Raw genomic sequence first — 24497 nt, forward strand, 5'->3', positions numbered from 1 at the left:
CGTCGGCGCAATCACAAGCGCACGGAACGCAATGCGGACCTGCCCTTGCGCAGCGACATCAGACCCCTTGATTTGCACGGCCGGGCTGTCAAAGTGCGGTCACCCAGCCGCACCCCGCCCGGTCTATCCTGCGGGCCACAAGGCCTTGAGATGAGCGATGCACCAACACCACCGGACGGCCCGGACCCGCAAGACGGCACCGGGCTCGATGCCGACCTGGCCGGCCTGCTGCACGATCTTCGCACCCCGCTCTCGGCCATGCGCACGGCTGTGGAACTGATCGACCTCGATCCCACGACCTCTCGCCAGGCGTCCGCGATACAAACCCTCGAGATGGCGATCGATGCGTTGCTGGCGATGACCCAGGACCTTCTGGACCCGGGCGGAGCACCGACGGTACGGGCGAGCACCGCCGACACGGCCGTGGACGCGATATCCGCAGTCACGGACCTGTTTACCGCCGACGCCAGATCGCGCGGCCTGCGCATCGATTGCACTATCGCGGGAGACCTAGAGGCCTATGGCATCGGCGATCCCCTGACGTTGCGCCGGGTTCTGTCGGTCCTCATAGACAATGCGCTGAAATACACCGGCGAGGGGCGGATCACCGTGACGGCGCATGCGACGCACGGCGGGGCACGGCCAGCCCTCGAGATCGATGTCAGCGACACGGGCATCGGCATTCCGGCTGCGGAACAAGGCAATCTGTTTCGCCCGCGCAAACGCGGCGCGCAGGCAAGCGCCACCACCGCCGGAAGCGGGCTTGGACTGTGGAGTGCCGCACGGCTCGCGGCATCGGCCGGCGGACGGCTCGATCTCGTCGAAACCTCGGCGATGGGAACGACCTTCGGACTTCGGCTGCCGCTGGTGGCGCCAGCCCCGGACCCCGCAAGGGCGGATGACGGCACCTCCAACATCCGCACACTGCCGCGCCGAAGTGTCCTGGTCGTTGACGACAATGAAACCAGCCGCCGCATGATCGAGGCGATGCTCGACGCCTTCGGGGTCGACGTCTTTCTGGCCGATGGCGGACGGGATGCCCTTGCCTGCCTCGCTGCCGAGCCGGTGAATGCCGTATTGCTCGACATCAACATGCCCGACATGGACGGGCTGGAAACCCTGGCCGCGATCCGGGCGCTGGACGGCAACCCCGCCAGCCTGCCGGTGATCGGCATCACCGCCGCGATCATTCCCAACCACCGCAAGCTGGAGGACGCCGGCTTTCAGGCGATCCTCGACAAGCCGGTCGCACCGGCAGTCCTCTTTGCAGCGCTTGACCGGGCGATGACGGAAGCCGGCGGGGCAGGGTCCGCCAAGGCCTGACGCCGCGACGTGTCAGAGAACGACGATACCGGTGTGCTTGGCCTTGTGCTCCGGCTCGACGTGGATCGTCGTGCGGGCACCCGGAACGCCCCGGCCAATCCCTTCCTCGACCCGGTCGCAGATCTCATGCGCCCGCTCGACGGTCATCTCGCCCGGCACGACCAGATGAAAATCGATGAAGATCACATGTCCGGCGGAACGCGTTCTGAGGTCATGCGCCTCCAGCGCGCCGGCGCCGGCCTCGGAGATCGCCTCGCGGATCTTGTCCTGGAGCGCGGGCGAGACCGCCTCGTCCATCAGCCCGCCGACAGATTCCTTCACCAACCCCCAACCCGACCACAGGATGTTGAGAGCGACCAGTCCGGCGAGCAGGGAATCAAGCGCCTGGACACCGGTCGCGAAGACCAGCAGAACGCCTGCAAGAACACCGAACGAGGACACCACGTCGGTGACCAGATGCTTGCCGTCGGCAACCAGCGCCAGCGAGCGGTGCTGGCGCCCGACACGGATGAGGACAAAGGCCCAGACCCCGTTCACCACAGAGGCGAGACCATTGACGGCAAGGCCCTCGACGGAAAAATTCACCGGCTGCGGATCGACATAGGCAAGCCAGGCGGCCCGGATGATCGACAAGGCCGCCAGAACGATCATCACGCCGACCAGGACGGCGGCGAAATACTCGACCTTGTGATGACCGTAGGGATGATTGCTGTCGGCCGGCTTGGCGGCGAACCACACGGCCAGAAAGGCGGCGAGTGCCGAGGCAACATTGACCACCGATTCAAGCGCATCCGAATAAAGCGCGACCGAGCCGGTCCACCAGTAGGCAACGAGCTTCAGCCCGAGGACGAGCAAACCGACGAGAATGCTGGAGAAGGCGATGCGCAAACGCAGGGACATTGCAGGCGGCCCATTCAAGGAGCGGTCGTTGCGCCGAAGCGTCATCCGGCGGTCGCCGTCCGCCCGCCGGCGGCAAAGCCCTAACCTGTTTTTCCGGGGAAGACAAACGCCGGTGCATGCAGAGCCGCTGCGCGTTTACTGGATCGCACCGCCGAGAATACGGCCCGGTCGACCGCCATCCTCCATTTGCACAAGAACGGCGCAACGCTCCGCCTTCATCTTCCTGAGATCGCTCATCGGCAGGCGAAACTCCTGCGGGCCGCCGTCCCACATGCCGACCGCGTGCAGGCTGCGCACAACGTTGGTGTAGACAATCTCGCGACCGCGATTCTCGCCGCGCCCGATGTCCACGCTCACGGGAGCCGCGACAAACGCAAGCAGCACGGTCGCCATGCCCCCGGCAACCGGCATCTCACCGGCCACCCGGATCCGGAGCACCCCGCCTCCCGGCAGGATCTCGATGTCGACCGGCAGCGGCGACGTTCTCGACAGCGCGTCATCCAGTGCCTGCCGGTCGCTGCCGACCATATGGCGCTGCCCGTTGACCACGATCTGCGGCGTGTAGACGTCACGATCCCCGCGTGCCGCGGCGTAGTCGCGCTGGCGGGAACTGTTGGCCGGCGAGGCGAGCGTGTCCTGCCAGCCGAGATAATCCCAGTAATCCACAGGATACGACAGGGTCACCAGGTCCTTGCGCCGGGAAATCTCGGTGATCAGGCGATCCGCCGGAGGACAGGACGAACAGCCCTGACTGGTGAAGAGCTCCACCACGGCGCGCGGCGCATCGGACGCCCCGGCCAGCGATGGGATCATGACAACAAGCGACACAAGCACCGCGCGCAAGCTGCGGCGCGGCGAAAGGATGTGCATGGACATTGCGCGGTTCTTTCCTGACACCGGAATCGCCCGATCCCCGGGATCGGCGTTTCGCCGGCGTTCGAGACTGCGAAGACTGGAAGCACAATAGGCAGACCTGCCATCAATAACCACTCACGACCCCTTGAGGGGCAGGGGCCGTCACCGCGACAATGCGCCGGTCTCGCCCGGCGGATTGGTCAGCGGCGCCGCTGCGCGACCCGCATCGACATCACGCATGTGGTTGAGCGCCCAGTGCACGGAGGGAAAGGCGATCGTCTCCCAGGGAATGTCATCCCAGCAAAACAGCCCGGCTTCCAGCGTTTCCGAGCCGGCGGCAAAGCACCCGTCGAAGCAGGCCTTGTAGATCATCTGGACCTGGGACAGCCGCTCGATGGTGTAGACCGCAAGCAGGCCGTCCAGCTCGATCTCGGCGCAAAGCTCCTCGCGCGCCTCGCGACGCGCCCCGTCCTCCGGGGTTTCGTTGAGCTCGAGATAGCCGGCCGGCAGGGTCCACAGGCCCGAGCACGGTTCGATGGCACGCCGCCCGAGCAGATAGCGTCCCTCGTGCACCACCACCGACCCGACGACGATGCGCGGGTTTTCGTAAGACACGAAGCCGCAACGGTCGCAGATGTCACGCTCATGCGTATCGCCTCGGGGCGTGGCGCGGCGAAAGACCGGAGACAGCGGATCATTGCTCATGCGCGCCTCATCCACCCGGTGCGGCGAGGATCTTTTCCAGCTCCGGGAGAAAGACGTCCCGATAGCTCTCCGGTGACAGCGGGCCGATGAACTTGTAGCGGATCATGCCATCCGCATCGACGATGAAGGTCTCCGGAACGCCATAGACACCCCAGTCGATCGCCGCGCGGCCCTTGTCGTCCGCGCCGACGCGGTCATACGGATTGCCGAGCGTGCCGAGAAAGCGGCGGGCGTTTTCCGGCTTGTCCTTGTAGTTGATGCCGATCATCTGCGCCGTGTCGCGCCGCGCCAGATCCTCCAGCAGCGGGTGCTCCTGCCGGCAGGGCACGCACCACGACGCGAAGATGTTGACCACGCTGACCCGACCCAGCAGATCCGTCCGCGCCACGCCGGGCACGGAGGCACCATCGTCGCCGCGCAGATCCGCCACAGGCGGCAGCGCGAATTCCGGCGCAGGCTTGTCGATCAGCGCGGAGGGCACCTCGGAAGTGTCCCTGCCGCTGAGAAGCTGCACGAGGAACAACACTGCAAGCAGCGCGAACACGACAAGCGGCAACAGCGCCATCAACGGGATACGGCGGCGCGGCGCCGGGCCTTCGGGGACGGTGTCTTCACTCATGATCCGCTCCCCTCGGCGACGTCCCTGCGGGCCCGGGCGGAACGACGGGTGACGCCCTGCGCCTCCATTGCGGAAAGCCGCGCGCGCAGCCGGGCGCCATCGGCGAGGATCCACACGAAAAGGGCGCCGATCACCCCGAGCGTAACGAGATAGCAGGCGACGATGAAGCCCGCGTGGGGTCCCAGATTGAGAAGATCGGTCATTCGGCGGCCTGCGGGGTTGCCACGCCGACGCGTGCACTCGCCGCCTGAAGCTGCATCGTCCTCAGACGCCGCCGCAGGATCTCGTTGCGCATCGCCATCAGGTGCATCACGAAAAACAGAAGCGTAAAGGCCAGCGCCATCACCATAAGCGGCCACAGGATCGTCGGGTGGATCGTCGGTCCGTCCATGCGCATCACGCTGGCGGGCTGGTGCAGCGTGTTCCACCAGTCGACGGAAAACTTGATGATCGGCAGGTTGATGGCGCCGACAAGCGTCAGGACGGCGGCCGCCTTGCCGGCGCGGATCGGATCCTCGATGGTGCGCCACAGCGCGATCAGCCCGAGATACATGATGAACAGCACCAGCACCGAGGTGAGACGCGCGTCCCACACCCAGTAGGTGCCCCACATCGGCTTGCCCCAGAGCGAGCCGGTGATCAGCGACACAAGCGTGAAGGCGGCGCCGATGGGGGCGGCGGCCTTGGCGGAGACATCGGCGAGCGGATGCTTCCAGATCAGCGTACCGAGCGCGGAGATCGCCATCACCGAGTAGCACATCATGGCCAGCCAGGCGGCGGGCACATGCAGATACATGATCTTCACCGTGGCGCCCTGCTGGTAATCGTCGGGCGCCATGAAGAAGGTCATGTAGAGCCCCGCGGCGAAGGCGACGACGCACGCTGCGGAAAGCCACGGCAACAGGCGCGCGGAAAGCGCAAGGAACCGGGTCGGATTGGCAAGGTCGAGAATGGCCATGATGTATTTCTAGTGGCGCGCGGCCAGCCTTTCAATGCAAGACGCGACGCGCGCGGCCGGATGCCGCGTCAATCGCTGGAAAACCGCAACGCCATCGCCGCGGCGACCGGGCCGACGACTGCGGAAATCAGCGTCAGCGCGCCAAGCAGCAGGAACGGCGTGAGGAAGGGCGTCGGCTCGGTCACGGCCGCCCCCGAAGCGCTCACCCCGAAGATCAGCACCGGGATGGAGAAGGGCACCACGAGAACCGCCAGCAGCAGCCCGCCCCGGCGCAACGAGACAGTCAGCGCCGCGCCGATCGCGCCGATCAGGGTCAGCGCCGGCGTTCCGACAAGAAGCGTCAGGGCGACAGCGCCGATCGCCAGCGGCTGCAGATTGAGAAAGATCGACAGAACCGGCGCCGCGAGAACCAGCGGCAGGCCGGTGCCGGCCCAGTGCGCCAGGCATTTGACCAGAACCAGCACCTCCAGCGGCCGGCCCGACATCAGCATCAGGTCGAGGGATCCGTCATCGCGGTCGGCCTGAAACAGCCGGTCGAGACCAAGCAGGGTGGCGAGCAGCGCGCCGATCCACAAGACCGCCGGCCCGATCAGCGCCAGCAGGTTGAGATCCGGCCCGACGCCGAAGGGAATGACGGTGATGACGGCGAGAAAGAACAAGACGCCGATCAGCGCCCCGCCGCCGACCCTAAGCGACAGGCGCAGCTCGCGCAGGAAAAGCGCCACCGCCCAGCCGCTCATGCCGGCGCCTCCAGCCGAAGTGTGCCGACCTCGGCGAGCGGCATTGCCTGGTGGGTGGCGGCGACGATCATGCCGCCGGCGGCAAGATGGTCGCTCATCAGCTCGCCGAGCCGGGCTTCGGAAGCGGCATCCAGCGCCGACGTCGGCTCGTCGAGCAGCCACACGGGACGCGCGACAACCAGCAAACGCGCCAGCGCAAGCCGGCGGCGTTGCCCGGCGGAGAGATAGGCGGCCGGCAGATCGGCCGCATGATCGATGCCCAGCGCCTCGAGCGCCTGAAGCGGCGTCATCGGCCGCCACTGCGCGCCGGTTCGCCCGGGCGCGAGGAACGCCGTCCAGAATTCGAGATTTTCCAGAACGCTCAGTGCCGGCTTCAGCGCATCCAGGTGACCGTAGTAATGGCAATGCTCGCCCGCCGTGAGGTCCGGATCGCCGTCCTCGACCCGAACGGTGCCGGACACGGGCGGCACCAGACCGGCAAGCACCCGGAGAAGGCTCGACTTCCCGACGCCGTTCGGTCCGGTGACGGCGAGCGCCCGGCCGGCCTGAAGCGAAAGCGACAGGTCGGAAAAGACGCAGCGTCCGCCACGTTCGCAGGCCAGGTTTTCGGCAACAAGACGCATGGTGTTCCAGGTCCGGGCGGCGCGCGATGCGCGCCGGGTCGTTTCGCATCGCACGGGCGGCCATGCCGGATCAAGCGCCAATGCGGGCCGGCCTATCCCATTTGCCGAGGCGAAACGCATCGCTCGGCGCTGGCACCGCGCCGCAAAATTCGTTATACGGGCGCCAACACGCGCGCGGATCCGACAAGGGACCGACGCTGCGCGCCATAGGGTTCACAAGCGCACGTGCGCGGCCACAGGGCCGGCCGCGACGAGATACAAAGGGATGGCCAGCCGTGACCAAATCGCTCGACAGTTTCAAAGCCAGGAAAACGCTGAAGGTCGGTGACAAGACCTACACGTATTTCTCGATCCCCGAAGCCGAGAAGAACGGCCTGAAAGGCGTGTCGCGTCTTCCCTATTCGCTGAAGGTGGTTCTGGAGAACCTGCTGCGGTTCGAGGACGGACGCTCGGTCACCAAGGCCGACATCGTCGCCTGCGCCGAATGGCTCAAGACGCGCAAGTCCAGCCACGAGATTTCCTACCGGCCGGCCCGCGTGCTGATGCAGGACTTTACCGGCGTTCCCGCGGTGGTCGACCTTGCCGCGATGCGCGACGCCGCCGTGAAGCTTGGTGGCGACCCGGAAAAGATCAATCCGCAGGTTCCGGTGGATCTCGTCATCGACCACTCGGTGATGATCGACTATTTCGGCACCAAGGACGCCTTCAGGAAGAACGTCGACCTGGAATACGAGCGCAACGGCGAGCGTTACGAATTCCTGCGCTGGGGCCAGTCGGCCTTCGACAACTTCCGCGCCGTGCCCCCGGGAACCGGCATCTGCCACCAGGTCAACCTGGAATACCTCGGCCAGACCGTCTGGACGAAGGACGAGGACGGCGAGACGCTGGCCTATCCCGACACGCTGGTGGGAACCGACAGCCACACGACGATGATCAACGGCCTGGCCGTGCTCGGCTGGGGCGTGGGCGGTATCGAGGCCGAAGCCGCGATGCTCGGCCAGCCGATCTCCATGCTCATCCCCGAGGTTGTCGGCTTCAAGCTGACCGGCAAGCTGAACGAGGGCATCACCGCGACCGACCTCGTGCTGCGCGTCGTCGAGATGCTGCGCCAGAAGGGCGTCGTCGGAAAGTTCGTCGAGTTCTTCGGCCCCGGTCTCGACAACCTCAGCCTGGAAGACGCGGCGACCATCGCCAACATGGCCCCGGAATACGGCGCGACCTGCGGCTTCTTCCCCGTCGACGACGACACGCTCACCTACCTGAAGGCCACCGGCCGCGACGCCGACCGCGTGGCGCTGGTCGAGGCCTACTCCAGGGCGCAGGGCATGTACCGCACGTCCGACACCGACGAGCCCTATTTCACCGACACGCTGGAGCTCGACATTTCGTCCGTCGTGCCGTCGCTTGCCGGCCCCAAGCGCCCGCAGGATCGTGTCGCCCTGAGCGAGGCGGCACCGAAGTTCGCCGAGGCGCTGAGCGAGATCAAGGGTGGCGGCAAGAGCCCGACCGCTCCGGCGGCGACCGCCGGCGAAGCGCGGTTCGTCGGCGAGGGCGCGACCGGCGTGACCGGCGAAGTGCATCAGCGCTATGACGTTTCGGGACGCGATCACGGCCTTGCCGATGGCGACGTTGTGATCGCCGCGATCACCTCATGCACCAACACCTCGAACCCGAGCGTTCTGATCGGCGCCGGCCTTGTCGCCCGCAACGCGCTGGCGCGCGGCATGAAGGTGAAGCCGTGGGTGAAGACCTCGCTGGCACCGGGCTCGCAGGTCGTCACAGACTATCTGGAAAAGGCCGGCGTTCAGGACGACCTCGATGCGCTCGGCTTCAACCTGACGGGCTACGGCTGCACCACCTGCATCGGCAACTCCGGGCCGCTTGATCCGGAAATCTCCCGGACGATCAACGACAACGACATGGTGGCCTGCTCGGTTCTTTCCGGCAACCGCAACTTCGAGGGTCGCGTCAATCCGGATGTGCGCGCCAACTACCTGGCCTCGCCGCCGCTGGTCGTCGCCTATGCGCTCGCCGGCAGCATGACCATCGACATCAGTACCGAACCGCTCGGCGAGGACCGGGACGGCAATCCCGTCTACCTCAAGGATATCTGGCCGACGACGGAGGAGATCACCGACCTGATCCGCTCCTCCGTCAACGAGCAGATGTTCCGCGAGCGCTATTCGGACGTCTTCAAGGGCGACGAGCACTGGCAGGGCATCAAGGTCGAGGGCGGCATGACCTACGGCTGGCCGGGCGGTTCGACCTACGTGCAGAACCCGCCGTATTTCGAAGACATGACGATGGACCCCAAGCCGCTGGAAGACATCGAGGGCGCCGCCGTTCTCGGCCTCTTCCTCGATTCCATCACCACCGACCACATCTCGCCGGCCGGCTCGATCAAGGCCGACGCGCCGGCCGGCGTCTACCTGCAGGAACACCAGGTCGCCAAGAAGGACTTCAACTCCTACGGCGCGCGGCGCGGCAACCACCAGGTGATGATGCGCGGCACCTTCGCCAACATCCGCATCAAGAACCAGATGGTTCCGGGCGTCGAGGGCGGCGTCACCATGAAGGACGGCGACAAGAAGTGGATCTACGATGCGGCGATGGAATACAAGGACGCCGACACGCCGCTGGTGATCTTCGCCGGCAAGGAATACGGCACCGGCTCGTCGCGTGACTGGGCCGCAAAGGGCACGCGTCTTCTCGGCGTGCGCGCCGTGATCGCCCAGTCGTTCGAGCGTATCCACCGCTCCAACCTGGTCGGCATGGGCGTTCTTCCCTTCACCTTCAAGGAGGGGGAGAGCTGGCAGTCGCACAACATCACCGGCACCGAAAAGGTGACGATCAAGGGCGTGACCGAGCTGAAACCGCGCCAGATGGTCGACGTCGAGGTGGAATACGAAGACGGCACCAAGAAGGTGATCGAGGTGCTGTGCCGGATCGACACCGAGGACGAGCTGGAATACGTGCGTGCCGGCGGCATCCTGCACTATGTGCTGCGCAATCTCGTCGCGGCGTAAGGTCCGGCGGGATCCCGTGACCTGACAATCCGAATGGCGGCCTGCGACACGCGGGCCGCCATTTTCGCATTCGACCCCGGTATGAAATCATGCCGCCGCCGGTCCTGCCGGCCGCTCGAGAGCGCCGCACCCTGGAGACAAAACCGTCGTGCCCCTGTTCACCACGCTCAAGACCTTGCGCAAGACGCTCTTCACCAAATACTTCAAGCGCGCCTTCGGTCATTTCGGCGACGACATCGCCATCGAGCTGCTGTTTCGCGAGGTGCTGGGCAAGGCGGCGCTGAAGTCGGGCGTCTATGTCGACGTCGGCGCGTTTCACCCGACCAAATATTCCAATACCTTCCGCTTCTACAAACGCGGCTGGAGCGGGATCGTGATCGATCTGGAGGCCGACAAGCTCGCCGCCTTCAAATGGCTGCGCCCGCGCGACACGGCGGTACAGGCGGCGGTCTCCGACACGCCCGGCACGCTGACGTTCCACGGCGACCATTTCAGCCCCTTCACCACGTCCCAGGCCGACAATGCCGGCGCGCTGGAGCGCGCTACCACCTTCACGCTCGAAGCGCGCACGCTCACCGACATCATCGACGGCACGAAGTACCGGGACGGCGAAATCGACCTCCTGGACGTCGATTGCGAGGGCATGGACCTGGAAGTGCTGCGCTCGCTCGATTTCGCCCGCTACCGGCCGAAGATCATCGCGGTCGAGATCCACGCGGCCTCGATCCCGGAGGTGCAGGCGAGCGGCGCCCACGCCTTCCTGATCGACCAGGGCTATCTCTACGTGAACCGCGTCGGCCCGACCTCGGTGTTTTTGCGGGCCGACCTGCTGCAACGCGGGCGTAAAAGTGAGAAGACAGATTAAACTCAATTGAATTTCTTAAATGCTGCTTGTGGCATCTCACACTTGACGGATGAACGCCAAAACTACCTGGCTAAACGAGACCCCGTTCATAGCTGGCAGGTGCTGCCGGTACTTCCTCAAGTGCCGATTTCCAAAATGAGATTTTCAACCCGCCGCCGATCCAGTAAGATTATGATCTACAAAGAATTTTTGCCAAGAAAGCAGATTTCTCATAGCCCACAAAAACATTTAATCTCAAATGCATATGAACAAGAAAAATCAGAAAAAGCTGGTTTTCTCTATCCGCTAGTCGGTTCTCCAGCATTTCGCACTTAAGGCCGTCGAGACCGGATCAAAATAAGGCATCTGCGTTCAAACTGATTCGGACCTCATCAGATGCCAAAACCAAGACAGCGACTAAAAATCAAGATCGGAACCTATTTCGAAGGCAGTGCCGAAGGCGCCGTTCCTGTCTTCGTACTAGGAGCAATTGTGTTGTGTGCAATTTCAATTTCACTGCTGACCTAAACTGTTTCACCCGTCCAGCATCGCATCCAGAAGCGCTGCGTAGATCGCCTCGACGCGGGCGGCCTCCGACACTCCGAGCCGGTGGAAATAGGACAGACCGGGGGCGGAGTTGACCTCCAGCACCCAGGCGTCCGTGGCATCTTCACCGTCAAGCAGAAGATCCACGCCGGCAAAACGCAGGCCCAGCGCCTTGGCCGCCCCGATCGCGAGATCTCGCAAATCCGCGCCGATACTGTCGGTCACGTCCTGCGCGATCCCGCCGGTCGACAGATTGGCGTTCGGCAGCAGCTCGATGCGGACAGCCGCCTTCGGCACGCTGTCGAGCGCGAGCCCTTGCGCGGAGAGATGCGCCGCGATGCGCGGATCGGCGAGCATCACGCGCGCGCCCTTGCCGCCTGCCGAAAACCCGCCGAGAACCGCTTCCGCCAGCGCGGCGATGCTCAGCTCGCCATCGCCCGTGACAGACAGGGGCGCGCGTCGAAACACGCCGTGCACGGCACCATCGAGCACGATCACGCGGTGATCGGCGCCCGGAACGGCCTGTTGCACAAGCACGCGCTCATGGACGGAAAAGAGATCGTCGAGAGCACCCAGGAGCGCGTCTTCGTCCGCGACCTTCGTGACGCCCTCGCCCTCCGATCCCTCGTTTGGCTTGACGAAGAGCGGCCAGCCGACTTCCCGCGCGAAATCCGGGGCGGCATCGCCCTGCGGCAGGCGCGTGGCGACGCCCGGGTTCTTCAGGGCGAGCGCCGCGACGCGACGCGGAGAGTGCAGGAGCAGGGAGCGGGGGACGGGCAGACCGGCGGCCCCCAGAAAGCGGGACGCATAGTCCTTGTCCTTGGCGAGCGCGGAGGCGCCGGCGCCGTTGATGTCGAAATTGGTGCCCTTGAAGATGAAGCGCCGCCCGTCGGCCGCCGTGATCGCGCCGGCGTAGCCATAGAGCGGCTCGACGTCGATCCGCGCGCCGCGCGCCGCGCAAAGCCGCGCGAGAATGTCGACCCACAGCGGGGCGGTCGACGGCGACGGGGGAGCGGAAGCGTCCAAGGACGGGGCGCCTAGTTGTTCCGACGCTGCATCATGTTGGCATTGTAGTCGATGCGGAAGAGCTTCGGGTTCGTCGGGCCGTTGACGGTGGTGTTGTATATCGCGACCGAGGTGTCATACCCTTGAGCGTCCGTGACGGTCCATTGCTTCAGTTCGGTCGATTCCGCATCGAAGATAAGCGTCAGCTTGCCGGACCCGAAGGTGGTGTCGTCGGACAGAACCACCGTCACCAGATCCGGCTCGACCGAAACGCCGGCGACATCCGCGTCGGCGGCGAGGTTGATCTTCTCCGCCAGCAGGAAACGCAGCGGCGTTTCCGACAAGGGCCAGATGTCCTGCGTGGCGAGCTTGCGATCCTTCACCGAAACGGACTTGCCGTCGGCGACGATGTCCACCTTGGACGGCGGATTGTAATAGAAGCGGATCTTGCCGGGACGGGCGAGGTAGAACTTGCCTTCCGCGCGCTCACCGTTCGGGCCGAACTGGATGAAGTCGCCATGCATGGTCTTCACCGTATTGAAGTAGGTGTTGACCTCGGAAAGCGTCTTCTTCTGCTCGGCATTGAGCGCGGCGGCCGTCGCCGGGGCAACCGGCGGCAGAAGAACAGCCGCGGCCGCGGCGAGCACGGCAAGGCGCAGGAACGTGCGGCGGGCGAAAATCATGGGTTGGGCTCCGTCGAGTGGACCCGCCTTTGCAGGAAGGCAGGTGAATCGTGCCATCGAATCTCTGGCCTTGCTAGCCAACGGCTGTGGCAAAGTTGCGACGAGACGGGATCAAAAATCATCCTCCACCCCGTTCTGGACGAGGATCTCGCGTTTGCCGGCATGGTTTGCGGCCCCGACGAGACCTTCCTGTTCCATCCGCTCGATGATCGAGGCGGCGCGGTTGTAGCCGATCGACAGCCTGCGCTGAATGTAGGAGGTCGAGGCCTTCTTGTCGCGCAAGACGATTGCCACCGCCTTGTCGTAAAGGTCGTTGCCCTCGTCGCCGCTGCCGCCACCGGCAAGCTGGTCGTAGGGGCTGTCGGACACTTCGTCCTCCGCGGTGACCGCCTCCAGATATTGCGGCGTGCCCTGGCGCTTCAGGTGGGTGACAATATGCTCGACCTCGTCGTCGGCGACGAACGGCCCGTGCACGCGCTGAATGCGCCCGCCGCCGGCCATGTAGAGCATGTCGCCCTGGCCGAGCAGCTGTTCCGCGCCCTGTTCACCGAGGATGGTGCGGCTGTCGATCTTGGAGGTGACCTGGAAGGAAATCCGGGTCGGGAAATTGGCCTTGATCGTGCCGGTGATGACGTCGACCGACGGGCGCTGCGTCGCCATGATCAGGTGGATGCCGGCTGCACGCGCCATCTGCGCCAGACGCTGGATCGCGCCTTCGATGTCCTTGCCCGCCACCATCATCAGGTCGGCCATCTCGTCGACGATGACGACGATATAAGGCATCTTTTCCAGCGGCAGATCCTCGTCCTCGAAGATAGGCTCGCCGGTGTCGCGATCGAAGCCGGTCTGGACGGTGCGGGTGAAGGTCTCGCCCTTTTCCAGAGCCTGCACGACGCGCGTGTTGAAGCCGTCGATGTTGCGCACGCCCATCTTCGACATCTTCTTGTAGCGCTCCTCCATCTCGCGGACGGTCCACTTGAGCGCCACGACCGCCTTTTTGGGGTCGGTGACCACAGGCGTCAGCAGATGGGGAATGCCGTCGTAGATCGACAGTTCCAGCATCTTCGGGTCAATCATGATCAGCTTGCAGTGTTCCGGTTCCAGCCGGTAGAGCAGCGACAGGATCATGGTGTTGATCGCCACCGACTTGCCCGAACCCGTGGTGCCGGCCACAAGCAGATGCGGCATGCGCGCCAGGTCGGCGATCACCGGTTCGCCGCCGATGGTCTTGCCGAGTGTCAGCGCCAGCTTCGCCTTGCTCTTCTCGTAGTCGCTGGCGGCCAGAAGCTCGCGCAGAAGCACCATTTCCCGACGCTGGTTCGGAAGCTCGATGCCAATTGCGTTCTTGCCCGGAATGACCGCGACACGTGCTGAAATCGCACTCATCGAGCGGGCGATATCGTCGGCGAGACCGATGACGCGGCTCGACTTGATGCCGGGCGCCGGTTCGAGTTCGTAGAGCGTCACCACGGGACCGGGGCGCACCTCGATGATCTCGCCGCGCACGCCGAAGTCCTCCAGGACGCCCTCAAGGATGCGGGCGTTCTGTTCCAGCGCATCGGTGTTGATCGCGGTCTGCCGGCCGCCGTTCTTGGCTTCGGCAAGCAGATGCAGCGGCGGTAGTTCATAGGTGCCCGGCTGGCGCAGGAACGAGGGCTGCGCCTCTGCTGCAACGCGCTTGCCGGGGCGGGGACGGCCCGCGGGCGCCACCACGCGGCCCGCAGGCTGCTGCGCGTCACGGCTGGCCGGGCCCGCGATGGCGCGCGGCAGAGGCGTGGACATCGGCCCGCCGGCATCCTCGTCGTCTTCGTCGAAATCCGGCAGATCGTCCAGGCTCGGTGCCGGAGGGGCGGGTTCGTTCGCCTCGGCCTCGGCTCCTTGCGGATAGAAAGCGTCGAGACCGTCATCTTCCGGCGGCATCAAACGGTCGGCCAGCTTGCGGCGCAGGGCGGAAAACCCGCCGTGCCGGCCAACCGGATCGTCGTCCTCCGCCACATCGGGAGCATCGGTGTCCCAATCGTCATCCTCGCCATAGGCCTCGAGGTCGAGGTCGCCATGCCGTCGGGCCGTGCCGCGACGGCCCGACGCGAACCGGCGCGCGGTCGCACCGGCGCGCAGCCCCCAATGGGCAAAGGCCCCGGCAACCGCCTGCCAGCGTCCGCCACCGTGGTCGTCGTCGTCTTCATCGTCCACGTCGAAATCCGGCACCGCGCCGACGCTGCGCGCATGACGCGATGGCTCCGGCAAGGGCTCCAGAACGAGCGCCGGCTCGCGCCCGAGCCAGCCGGCGGCACGCAGCATCAGGATCGCGGCCGGCACCCCGAGACCGAGCCCTCCGATGATCATCGCCATGCCGGGCGTCAGATCGTCGGTCAGCATCGCCGGGATCATGTGAACGAAATCGCCGAGAAACCCGCCAAGCCCCGTCGGCAGGGGCCAGTTGGAAGGAACTGGCAGAGCCGCCAGGGCACCGGCGGCCAGAAGCGTCCCGGCGACCCAGGCGCCCAGACGCCGCACGGCAATGCCGCTTGCGCGTGCCGACAGCAAGCGCCAGCCCCAAAGGACCACGGGCACGAGAAACACGGCCGCTGCAAGCCCGATCGCCTGCATGAAGAAGTCGGCAATCACGGCGCCTGGCCAACCAAGCGCATTGCGCACCGGCGCCGTCGTGGCATGGCTCAGGCTCGGGTCCGTGACCGACCAGGTCGCGAGCGCGGAAGCAAGCGCTGCACTGGCCGCGATCACGGCGAGACCGGCCGCGCCGATCATGTTGCGCTTGAGAAAGCGCTTCAGCGGCGCTTCCGTGTCTTCCAGTCCAAGGGCTGCGGCACGGCCGGAGCGGGCAGGGGTGGCACGGCGCATGATCTCAAGACCCTCCCAATACACTGCGGACACGGGTCAGGCCGGTCTCGACGGTGGCAAGATCGTCAACCAGCGCCAGACGAATGAAATCCGCGCCCGGATTGCCGGTCCCCGCATCGACCGCAAGCACGTCGCCGGGCAGGACCTTCACGCCCGCCTCGGCCCAAAGCCGTCGCGCGACAACACTGCCGCCGCCCCAGCGCGCCACGTCGAGCCACAGAAAGAAGCCGCCCTCGGGCACCACAGCGGGAAACAGCGGCGACAGGATGCGCGCCGCACTAGCGTATTTCTCGTTGTAGAGACGCCGGTTTTCCGCGACATGCGCCTCGTCGCGATAGGCGGCGGCGGCCACCGCCTGCAGCGGCATCGGGACCTGCGGCGCGGCCAGTCCGCGAAACCGCGACCAGCTCGCCAGAAACTCCGGATCGCCGGCGGCGAAGCCGCACCGCAAGCCCGCGAGGTTGGAGCGCTTCGACAGCGAATTCAGGCTGATGACATTGGCAAAACCATCGCCCGTGGCATGGGCGGCCTCCAAAACGCCCGGCGGGGGAGCATCGCGGTAGATTTCCGAATAGCATTCATCGGCGACGATGAAGAAGCGATGCTTGCGGGCAAGCCCGATCAGTTTCCTCCAGGTCGCGAGATCGGCGACAGCGCCCTGCGGATTGGCGGGCGAGGCGTAGATGAAGGCGATCGTGCGCTCGAGAAGCTCCGGCGACAGCGCATCGAGATCGGGCAGGAAGCCCGTCTCCGCGCCCGCATCCAGATAGACCGCCTCGGCGCCGGCCACATGGGCGGCCGCCGCATAGGTCTGGTAGAACGGGTTGGGCATCAGCACCGCCGGCCGGTCGACTGTTTTGGCCAGATAGTCGCGCGCGCCAAGCGCCGCAAAGGTCAGTCCCTCGCGCGATCCGTTCAGCGGCAACACGCCGCGCGCTGCATCCAGCGATCCGCCAAGGCGATAGCGCGTATCGAGCCATTGCGAGACGGCGGCGCGGAAATCGTCGGTGCCGCGAATGTTCGGGTAGCGGCTGAAGTCTGCCAGATTGGCGGCCAGAACATCGTCGGTGAAAGCGGGAATCGGATGACGCGGCTCGCCGATGGTCATCACGATCGGGTCCGCGCCCGGAGACACGCCCGCAATCAGCGCCGCCAGCCGCTCGAACGGATTGGCGGACGGCAGGCCGGGGCCGGGGGCTGCGGAACGAATGGACGACACGGACATGCGGACCTGACTTCTCCCGTTCCGCGCCGTCAACCGGGCGCGGAACCCAAGATCTTGAAATCATTCGACCAAACCCGAGGGATGCGGCAGTATCCCGTTTCGGACGGTCTCGTTTGTCCGCAAAGCCTAGCGCCGGATGGTAAATCCCTCATTAACCAAGGAGCAAAAGCGACGACGCGCGGAAAAGAGGTCCGCGATGCGCCGACAAGCGTCGGTCAGAAATCGCTGGCGATGCCCTTTATCTCCCAGTCCGTGTACCGCGTCGGCTCCAACCCGCCACGGCCGTCGATCTCGCGCGGCAGGGCCTTCTGGCGTGCATCGATGGCCTGGCGCCGGGCTTCCGCTTCCTTCAGGGCGCGCTGTGCGGCTTGCGGAAGATCCTCGAACCGCCGGGGGGCAGGGGCCTCCGCAGCCGGAGCCGCGGCAGATGCCTGGGAAGGCGCGGATGTATCGCGGGTGTCGCTCGTTTCGGACATGACGGTCATGGGCCTTCGCGGTTGCGGTCGCGGGACACAAGGGACAGAGCTTGCGGGAAACGCGGGCCGGTCTCTTGCGCAACGGGATGTCTCGGCCAACATATAGGGCGCAATGCCGGAAGGCCGCAACGCCGCCGGTCGACGCCTTAGGTCCAGATGACGGGACACGATGCGGCTTGTCCGCCAGACGAGGTTGAAACCGATGAATTATTTCCGAACGGCACTGCTGCTCGCCGCAATGACCGCGCTCTTCATGGGGCTCGGGTTTTTCATCGGCGGCCAGTCGGGCATGGTGATCGCATTCCTGATCGCGGCCGCAATGAACGTTTTCAGCTACTGGAATTCCGACAAGATGGTGCTGAAAATGCACCATGCGGTGGAGGCGAATGAACGCCAGGCGCCCGAACTCTTCACCATCGTGCGCCGCCTCGCGGCCAATGCCGACCTGCCGATGCCGAAGGTCTATCTGATCGACAACCCTCAGCCCAATGCCTTCGCCACCGGTCGCAATCCGCAAAACGCCGCCGTCGCGGCCACGACGGGCCTGCTCAATTCGCTCAGCACCGAGGAAGTCGCTGCGGTGATGGCGCATGAACTGGCCCATGTGAAGAACCACGACACGCTGATCATGACGATCACCGCAACGATTGCGGGCGCGATTTCCATGCTCGCCAATTTCGCCTTCTTCTTCGGCGGCAACCGCGACAACAACAATCCCTTTGGCTTCGTCGGGGTGATCGTCATGATGATCGTCGCGCCGATGGCGGCGATGCTGGTGCAGATGGCGATCAGCCGCACGCGCGAATATGCCGCCGACCGGCTGGGCGCCGAAATCTGCGGCAATCCGATCTGGCTCGCCTCCGCACTCGGCAAGATCGCCGGCGGAGCGGCGCGCATTCACAATCCGGACGCGGAGCGTAACCCCGCGACGGCGCATATGTTCATCATCAATCCGCTATCCGGCGAACGCATGGACAATCTGTTTTCCACCCATCCGAACACGGAAAACCGCATCCGCGCCCTGCGCGAAATGGCCGGGGGCGGGGGCGGCGCCCGTTTCGAGGGTCCGGTGCGCGCGGATCCGCCCGGCCCCTGGGGCCGGCGCTCGGGACAGCGCGAACCGGGATCCGCGACGACGCGCGGCCCCTGGGGCTGACATGCAAGGACGGGGGCCGGACATACCGGCGATGGAATTCGCCCTTGTGAAGAGGGCCTCCGGCGGGGCATATGCGCAGACTGACCCGATTGTGCCCCCGGAACGGTCCCGACCGCGATAGAGACGGCGAACGGGACCGCCCGCCGAACCGAAAGACCGCGCCCCATCGTGCCGACCTCCAGACCGCCCAGCCGCCCGACCGAAAATCGCCGAACGCCCCGGACAGGGCGCAAGGCACCGGATCGCGAGACACCGGGCCTCAAGGCGCGAAAGATCGCGGCCGAGGTGCTGGCGCGGGTGATCCACGGCCGGCGCCCGCTGGACGAGGAACTCCATGACGCGCGCGGACATCCCGATCTCCACACGCTCGGCGACAAGGACCGGGCTCTGGTGCGTGCGATCCTCGGCCTCGCATTGCGTCGACGGGGCCAGATCGCGGCCGTCCTGGAGATGCTGCTGGACCGTCCGATCCCGGAAAAGACCGGCGCCGTCATGACCATCCTGCATGTCGCCGGCGCGCAGATCCTGTTCATGGAGGTGCCCGACCGCGCCGCGGTCGACATCGCGGTCGCCGACGCCGGCCGCGATCCGGCAACCCGCCGCTACAAGGGTCTGGTGAACGCCGTGCTGCGGCGCATGTCGGACAATTCCGGAGAGCTTGTCGAAAAGACCGGACAGGTCTGGCGCAACACGCCGGTCTGGCTTTTCGCCGGCTGGCAGAAGGCCTATGGCGAGGAACAAGCGCTGGCGATCGCCGCCATGCACCAGCACGAGCCCAATCTGGACCTCAGCGTGAAGGCCGATCCGCAAGCGTGGGCGCAGCGGCTCGGCGGTCAGCTTGTGGTGCGCGACAGCATCCGCCTGGTCAGCACCAGCGGGCGCATCGAGGCGCTTGCCGGATACGAGGAAGGCGCGTGGTGGGTCCAGGACGCCGCTGCCAGCCTGCCGGCGAAGCTTCTCGGTAACGTGACGGGCAAGCGCGTTGCCGATCTTTGCGCCGCCCCCGGCGGCAAGACGGCGCAGCTTGCACAGGCCGGGGCCAAGGTTACCGCCTTCGATATCTCGAAAAAGCGCCTCGAGCGGCTTGCGGAAAACCTCGCAAGGCTCGGTCTTCAGGCGGAGGTGGTTGCCGCCGACCTGCTGGACCACGATCCGGAAACACTTTTCGACGCAATCCTGCTCGACGCGCCCTGCACCGCGACCGGCACGATCCGCCGCCACCCGGAGGTTGCCTGGAACCGGCGCAAGGAGGATATAGACGCGCTCGCCGAGCGCCAGGCGGCCCTGCTTGGGCGCGCGGCGACCTGGCTTTCGCCGGACGGAACGCTCGTCTATTGCACCTGTTCGCTGGAGCCGGCCGAAGGCGAAAAGCAGATCGAGGCATTTCTTTCCGCGAACCCGGACTTTCGGCGTGAGCCGATCCGCGAGGCGGAAACCGGCGTGCCGGGAACGGTGACCGACGCGGGCGACCTGCGCAGTCTGCCATCATCGCTCCCCCGCGAACCCGCTGCGGCCGGCGGCCTCGACGGATTCTTTGCCGCCCGTCTGGTCCGGCGCACCCCCGCGGACGCCGACGGCTGAGCCGGCGCGCCCTTTCGCGATATTCACCGATAGACAGCCTCTTTTCCGAACGCCGCGCCGGTCTCGGGTCGCGCCGGCAGCTGACCTTGACGCTGCGTTCGCGTGTTGATATCTCATATATGAGAATTGGTCTCCAATATGAGAGTAGCGATGCAGCTTGACCAAGATGCCAGACTTGCCGAGCGGATCAGGTCCCTGCGCAACCGCCAGGGCTGGACACTGGAAGAACTCGCGGACCGCAGTTCCGTCAGCCGGGCCACGCTGTCGCGCATCGAAAACGCGGAGGTCAGCCCGAACACGCAGGTGCTCGCAAAGCTCTGCTCGGCCTACGGACTGACCCTGACCCGACTGCTGGCCCCGGTGGACGAGGGATTCCAGCCGCTCATCGCCCACGAGGAACAAACAACCTGGACCGACGGGGAGGCCGGATACACGCGGCGGGTCGTTTCGCCCCCAAGCCGCGGCCTGAGCGCCGAAGTCATCCGCTGCGAATTGCGGGCGGACACCCGCATCAACTATCAAACGGCCCCTGTTCCGGGCCAAGAACACCACCTGGTGATGCTGGAGGGAACCCTCGAGGTCGGGATCAGCGGGCAAAACTACCGGCTATCGGCGGGAGACTGCCTTCGCTACCGTCTGGTCGGCGCGTCACACTTCGAAACGCGCGATGCACCCGCGGCGTATCTTCTGGTTCTGGACTGATCCGATGACGGGAATTGCAATTCAACAGCTTTCCGGCGAGGCGCTTTCGGCAAGCCTGGACGCGCTTGCCGCAATCATCGCAGAAAGCGTGAAGGCCGGCGCGGCGATCGGGTTCATGCTGTCCATCGACCGCTCGTCCGCGAGAGCCTTTTGGGAAACGCAGGTGTTTCCGCAGGTCCGGGAGGGCAACAGGGTGCTACTGGTCGCCGTGTGCGACGGCACGGTGATCGGCACCGTGCAACTGGAGACGAAACTCCCGCCCAATCAGCCGCACCGCTGCGAGGTCTCGAAGATGGCGGTCCACCCCGATCACCGGCGAAAGGGCGTTGCCCGGGCGTTGATGCGGGCGCTCGAGGCGCGAGCAAGAGCGCTGGAAAAGACGTTGATCACGCTGGACACGAAGACCGGTGATCCGGCCCAGAGCCTGTACCGGTCGCTTGGCTATGCGGAAACCGGCGTTGTGCCGGGCTTCGCGTTCGATCCGGACGGAAAGCGCCTTCACGCAACCACCTACATGTACAAGGCGCTGTGATCCGTCCCCCTCGCGCGATCTCCGGGCGGGACGTCGTCCTTTAGGCATTTTCACCAGTCGAGGTATCAAGGATGACATCCTCCCGTTTCACGTTCGCCATTCATGCCAGGGACGTCGAGTTGCGCAGCAAGCCCTCGAGCTACCCGGAGCCGTTCCGTTCAAGAATGCAGGGTCGCGCCAAACGGCAGCTCGGCGACCTTTTCGGGGTCGCCAACTTCGGCGTAAATCTGACCGAACTCGCACCCGGCAGCCAGTCCTCGGTGATGCACAAGCACACAAAGCAGGACGAGTTTATCTTTATCCTCGAAGGAATCCCCACGCTGATAACCGAGGAGGGCGAGCAATTGCTCGGTCCCGGCATGTGCGTCGGGTTTCCCGCAAATGGCCTCGCCCATCACCTGGTGAACAAGAGCGATCGTCCCGCCCTCTATCTTGAAATCGGCGATCGCACGCCCGGAGACGAGGGCCACTATCCACACGACGATCTGCTGGCGGTGATGGAAGAAGGCGGCTGGGCATTCAGGCACAAGGACGGACGTCCCTACGACACACCCTGACCAACGACGGGAGAGACGGATGAAACTGAACGATACGGTTCGCGCCGACATCGAGAAGTCCGTGCTGTGCTGGCTGGCGAGCGTCGATCCGTCGGGTTTTCCGAGCGTTTCGCCAAAAGAGATATGGACCGTTTTCGACGACACCACGCTCGTTGTCGCCGATATCGCATCGAACAACAGCGTCAGGAACATCCTTAAGCATCCGGCCGTGTGCCTGAGCTTCGTCGATATCTTCCGCCAGCGCGGTTTCAAGATACAGGGTCACGCCGACATCATCGCCCCGCACGACCCGGACTTCGCGCGCCTGGGCCCGGGGCTGGCCGCGATGGCGGGCGAAACCTTCAAAATTCGCCACATCATCCGGATCGACGTGCAACGGATCGCGCGGATCCTGGCGCCGAGCTATCGCCTCGACCCGGACATCGACGAGGACACGATGATGAAGCAGGCCTTCGCGACCTATGGCGTCCGTCCCGCCTGACCCGCACCGACGCAGTCCACTGTGTTTTCTCCACCCACCCGGGGCGGCGCCGGCGCCATGGCGACAGCGCAAGCGCCAAAATCTCCGACATTTCCAAAGATACATGTCGAATCGCGCAGGAAGTTGTAACGGATCGCTAACCTTAATCCGTGAGACTCTCCTTAAATGCGAACATGTGTCGCGAAAGGATTTGAACGCAACGCCCGAGGGGGCTTGGGGGGAAAACGATCGAGATGACGCTTTTGTCAGTGGCCGAACGGGCACGGGTCTGGCGTCTTCTCGCGCATACGGCCTGGCAGTCCATATTGCGATGGGTTCACGGCGGCCCTCTGTTTCGCTGGCGACCGTTTTCGGGCGCACCCGCGCGGCTCCTGATCGCGCCACAGGACCTGCGCACGGCAGACGGCACCAATGCGGCCGACATCTACGCCGGCCGGTTCGTCTTCGCCGGCCAGCAGATCGAAGCGAACGGACGCTCCCCCTTCGAGGTCGAGCCGCCGTCGCGCGACTGGGCGCGGGCGCTGCACGGCTTTGGCTGGCTGCGCCATCTGAAGGCCGCCGACACCGTTGTCGCGCGCCAGAATGCACGCGCACTCGTCGACGACTGGATGCGGTTTTGCGGCTACTGGCACGAAACCGGCTGGGAACAGCCGGTGGTGGCCCGGCGGGTGCTCGCCTTTCTGTCGCAATCGCCGCTCATCCTGGAAGACTGCGACCGGGAGTTCTATCGCCGCTTCCTGCGCTCGCTCGCACGCCAGGTGCGCTATCTCCGGCGCACGATGAACGAGACCCCGGACGGCGTCCCGCGCCTGACCGCGGCCATTGCCGTCGCGGCGGCCACCGTCTCCATGTCCGGACAGGGACGCTACGTCCGCCAGAGCCTGCGCCGTCTGGACCAGGAATTGAGCCGCCAGATCCTTGCCGACGGCGGGCATGTATCTCGCAATCCGGCGGCCCTTCTCGAAATCCTCGTCGATCTTCTGCCGGTGCGACACGCCCTGACCGTTCAGGGCCTGCCGACGTCCCAGGCGGTGATGCAATCGATCGACCGGATGATGCCGATGATCCGGTTTTTCCGCCATGGCGACGGCGCCTTCGCGCATTTCAACGGCATGGGACCGACCCCGGCGGATCTTGTTGCCACGGTCCTCGCCTACGACGACGCGCGCGGCGCGCCGCCCAGCAATGCCCCGCACTCCGGCTATCAGCGGCTCACCGCCGGCGACACTGTGGTCCTGATGGAGACCGGCTGCCCGCCGCCGCCGGCTCTCAGCCTGAACGCCCACGCCGGCTGCCTGTCCTTCGAAATGTCCTCGCGGCGCACCCGGCTGATCGTGAATTGCGGCGTCTCCTCCTCCGACCGGGGCACCTGGCGCACCGTCTCACGATCCACCGCCGCCCATTCAACGGCGACGGTCGACGACACATCCTCCGCACGCTTTCTCAACGATCCGCGCTACCGCGACTGGCTCGGCGCACCCATTGTCGCCGGGCCGACGCAAGTGCCCGTTTCCCGGGAGGAAGGGCCCGACGGTGTGCGCGTGGTCGCGAGCCATAACGGATACCAGGAAAGCCACCGCCTGCTGCATGAACGCGACCTGACGCTTGCCGCCGACGGCAGCGTGCTGGACGGAATCGACCGTTTCATGCCCACCGGAAAGATCCTGCGCGGCGATGAATTTGCCCTGCGGTTTCATCTGCACCCCGCGCTGAAGGCCAGCACCATCCGCGCCGGAACGGCGGTGCTGATCGTCGCTCCGGACGGCGAGGCCTGGGAGTTCGTCGCGCCCGGCTGCGAGACGGTCATTGAGGAATCTATCTATCTCTCCGACATCTATGGCCACCGGCGCAGCGAACAGATCGTGGTCTATGGCCGCGTCGCCCACCGCCGCGAGGCCGGCTGGCAGTTCTGCCGCACCGCCGCCCCGCGCGCCAATCGCCGTCGAGTCAGCGATGCGGGCGCGGAGGAACTGGATCTGTAGCGCCGGGACCAAATCGAAGACCCGGTCCCTGAATTCGGTGTCCGAAAGGCGTTTTTGCGCGGCTTTCCCGCTTCGCCGGCTTTCCGAAACCCGCGCTTCATGCTAGGCGCTTGGGC

Annotated in this window: 24 protein-coding genes; 11 read left to right on the forward strand and 13 right to left on the reverse strand. The window is 65.5% G+C overall.

Translation table 11 applies throughout. The features are described 5' to 3' along the window. The first annotated feature begins 150 nt into the window (after nt 1-150). Nucleotides 151-1323, forward strand: coding sequence for an ATP-binding protein (locus BLU32_RS17680; protein ID WP_093809128.1), 1173 nt, complete (start codon nt 151-153; stop codon nt 1321-1323). 12 nt (nt 1324-1335) lie between these two features. On the opposite strand, the gene BLU32_RS17685 is transcribed toward BLU32_RS17680, so the two are convergent. The 8 genes from BLU32_RS17685 to ccmA form a co-directional block, all read right to left on the reverse strand. Beyond that, the gene (locus tag BLU32_RS17685) at nt 1336-2223 is read right to left on the reverse strand and encodes a cation diffusion facilitator family transporter (protein WP_093811259.1); all 888 of its coding nucleotides are present in this window, start codon (nt 2221-2223) and stop codon (nt 1336-1338) included. Between the two features lie 135 nt (nt 2224-2358). Continuing rightward, the gene (locus BLU32_RS17690) at nt 2359-3099 is read right to left on the reverse strand and encodes a thioredoxin family protein (protein ID WP_244501732.1); all 741 of its coding nucleotides are present in this window, start codon (nt 3097-3099) and stop codon (nt 2359-2361) included. 141 nt (nt 3100-3240) lie between these two features. After that, nucleotides 3241-3783, reverse strand: a complete 543-nt coding sequence (locus tag BLU32_RS17695; RefSeq protein ID WP_093811263.1) for an NUDIX domain-containing protein — start codon at nt 3781-3783, stop codon at nt 3241-3243. A 7-nt stretch (nt 3784-3790) separates the two neighbouring features. Then, entirely contained in the window at nt 3791-4402 is a 612-nt protein-coding gene (locus tag BLU32_RS17700; protein WP_093809130.1) for a DsbE family thiol:disulfide interchange protein, read from the reverse strand. Continuing rightward, on the reverse strand, nt 4399-4605 hold the full coding sequence (gene ccmD / locus BLU32_RS17705) for a heme exporter protein CcmD (RefSeq protein WP_093809131.1): 207 nt from the start codon (nt 4603-4605) through the stop codon (nt 4399-4401). The genes BLU32_RS17700 and ccmD overlap by 4 nt, the downstream gene beginning before the upstream one ends. Then, complete coding sequence (locus BLU32_RS17710; RefSeq protein WP_093809132.1) at nt 4602-5360, reverse strand: heme ABC transporter permease; 759 nt, start codon at nt 5358-5360, stop codon at nt 4602-4604. The genes ccmD and BLU32_RS17710 overlap by 4 nt, the downstream gene beginning before the upstream one ends. Nucleotides 5361-5428: 68 nt before the next feature. Next, nucleotides 5429-6100 (reverse strand): heme exporter protein CcmB, encoded by a 672-nt coding sequence (gene ccmB / locus BLU32_RS17715; RefSeq protein WP_093809134.1) that lies wholly within the window; start codon nt 6098-6100, stop codon nt 5429-5431. Then, nucleotides 6097-6723 (reverse strand): heme ABC exporter ATP-binding protein CcmA, encoded by a 627-nt coding sequence (gene ccmA, locus BLU32_RS17720; protein ID WP_093811265.1) that lies wholly within the window; start codon nt 6721-6723, stop codon nt 6097-6099. Before ccmA ends, ccmB begins: the two co-directional genes overlap by 4 nt. Nucleotides 6724-6998: 275 nt before the next feature. Here ccmA and acnA point away from each other — a divergent pair, with 275 nt between their 5' ends. The 3 genes from acnA (at nt 6999) to BLU32_RS21875 (ending at nt 10929) form a co-directional block, all read left to right on the forward strand. Further along, a complete protein-coding gene (acnA, locus tag BLU32_RS17725; RefSeq protein WP_093809136.1) occupies nt 6999-9749 on the forward strand; it encodes an aconitate hydratase AcnA in 2751 nt (916 codons plus the stop codon). A 148-nt stretch (nt 9750-9897) separates the two neighbouring features. After that, nucleotides 9898-10614 carry an FkbM family methyltransferase gene (locus BLU32_RS17730; RefSeq protein WP_093809138.1) on the forward strand — a complete coding sequence of 239 codons (717 nt, stop codon included), beginning with the start codon at nt 9898-9900 and terminating at the stop codon, nt 10612-10614. 42 nt (nt 10615-10656) lie between these two features. Further along, nucleotides 10657-10929, forward strand: coding sequence for a hypothetical protein (locus BLU32_RS21875; protein WP_157727728.1), 273 nt, complete (start codon nt 10657-10659; stop codon nt 10927-10929). 198 nt (nt 10930-11127) lie between these two features. On the opposite strand, the gene BLU32_RS17735 is transcribed toward BLU32_RS21875, so the two are convergent. The 5 genes from BLU32_RS17735 to BLU32_RS17755 form a co-directional block, all read right to left on the reverse strand. After that, nucleotides 11128-12165 (reverse strand): hypothetical protein, encoded by a 1038-nt coding sequence (locus BLU32_RS17735; RefSeq protein WP_093809140.1) that lies wholly within the window; start codon nt 12163-12165, stop codon nt 11128-11130. Nucleotides 12166-12176: 11 nt separating this feature from the next. After that, nucleotides 12177-12827, reverse strand: coding sequence for an outer-membrane lipoprotein carrier protein LolA (locus tag BLU32_RS17740; RefSeq protein WP_093809142.1), 651 nt, complete (start codon nt 12825-12827; stop codon nt 12177-12179). 111 nt (nt 12828-12938) lie between these two features. Further along, nucleotides 12939-15689: a DNA translocase FtsK gene (locus tag BLU32_RS17745; protein ID WP_093811267.1), complete on the reverse strand. Its 2751-nt coding sequence runs from the start codon at nt 15687-15689 to the stop codon at nt 12939-12941. Nucleotides 15690-15693: 4 nt separating this feature from the next. Then, a complete protein-coding gene (locus BLU32_RS17750; RefSeq protein ID WP_093809144.1) occupies nt 15694-16914 on the reverse strand; it encodes an aminotransferase class I/II-fold pyridoxal phosphate-dependent enzyme in 1221 nt (406 codons plus the stop codon). 215 nt (nt 16915-17129) lie between these two features. After that, entirely contained in the window at nt 17130-17390 is a 261-nt protein-coding gene (locus BLU32_RS17755; RefSeq protein ID WP_093811269.1) for a DUF1674 domain-containing protein, read from the reverse strand. A 202-nt stretch (nt 17391-17592) separates the two neighbouring features. On the opposite strand from BLU32_RS17755, the gene htpX reads away from it, so the two are divergent. The 7 genes from htpX to BLU32_RS17790 all read left to right on the forward strand — a co-directional run bounded on the left by htpX (nt 17593) and on the right by BLU32_RS17790 (nt 24381). Then, nucleotides 17593-18546, forward strand: a complete 954-nt coding sequence (gene htpX, locus BLU32_RS17760) for a zinc metalloprotease HtpX (protein ID WP_093809147.1) — start codon at nt 17593-17595, stop codon at nt 18544-18546. Between the two features lie 168 nt (nt 18547-18714). After that, nucleotides 18715-20127 carry an RsmB/NOP family class I SAM-dependent RNA methyltransferase gene (locus BLU32_RS17765; protein ID WP_093809149.1) on the forward strand — a complete coding sequence of 471 codons (1413 nt, stop codon included), beginning with the start codon at nt 18715-18717 and terminating at the stop codon, nt 20125-20127. Nucleotides 20128-20277: 150 nt separating this feature from the next. Next, nucleotides 20278-20829, forward strand: coding sequence for a helix-turn-helix domain-containing protein (locus tag BLU32_RS17770; protein ID WP_197673634.1), 552 nt, complete (start codon nt 20278-20280; stop codon nt 20827-20829). Between the two features lie 4 nt (nt 20830-20833). Beyond that, nucleotides 20834-21361, forward strand: coding sequence for a GNAT family N-acetyltransferase (locus BLU32_RS17775; protein WP_093811271.1), 528 nt, complete (start codon nt 20834-20836; stop codon nt 21359-21361). 71 nt (nt 21362-21432) lie between these two features. Then, nucleotides 21433-21918: a cupin domain-containing protein gene (locus BLU32_RS17780; protein ID WP_093809153.1), complete on the forward strand. Its 486-nt coding sequence runs from the start codon at nt 21433-21435 to the stop codon at nt 21916-21918. Between the two features lie 19 nt (nt 21919-21937). Continuing rightward, nucleotides 21938-22399 carry a pyridoxamine 5'-phosphate oxidase family protein gene (locus BLU32_RS17785; RefSeq protein ID WP_093809155.1) on the forward strand — a complete coding sequence of 154 codons (462 nt, stop codon included), beginning with the start codon at nt 21938-21940 and terminating at the stop codon, nt 22397-22399. Nucleotides 22400-22632: 233 nt separating this feature from the next. Then, the gene (locus BLU32_RS17790; protein WP_093809157.1) at nt 22633-24381 is read left to right on the forward strand and encodes a heparinase II/III family protein; all 1749 of its coding nucleotides are present in this window, start codon (nt 22633-22635) and stop codon (nt 24379-24381) included. The last annotated feature ends 116 nt before the right edge of the window (nt 24382-24497 follow it).

The organism is Stappia sp. ES.058 (assembly GCF_900105595.1).
Taxonomy (GTDB): Bacteria; Pseudomonadota; Alphaproteobacteria; order Rhizobiales; family Stappiaceae; genus Stappia.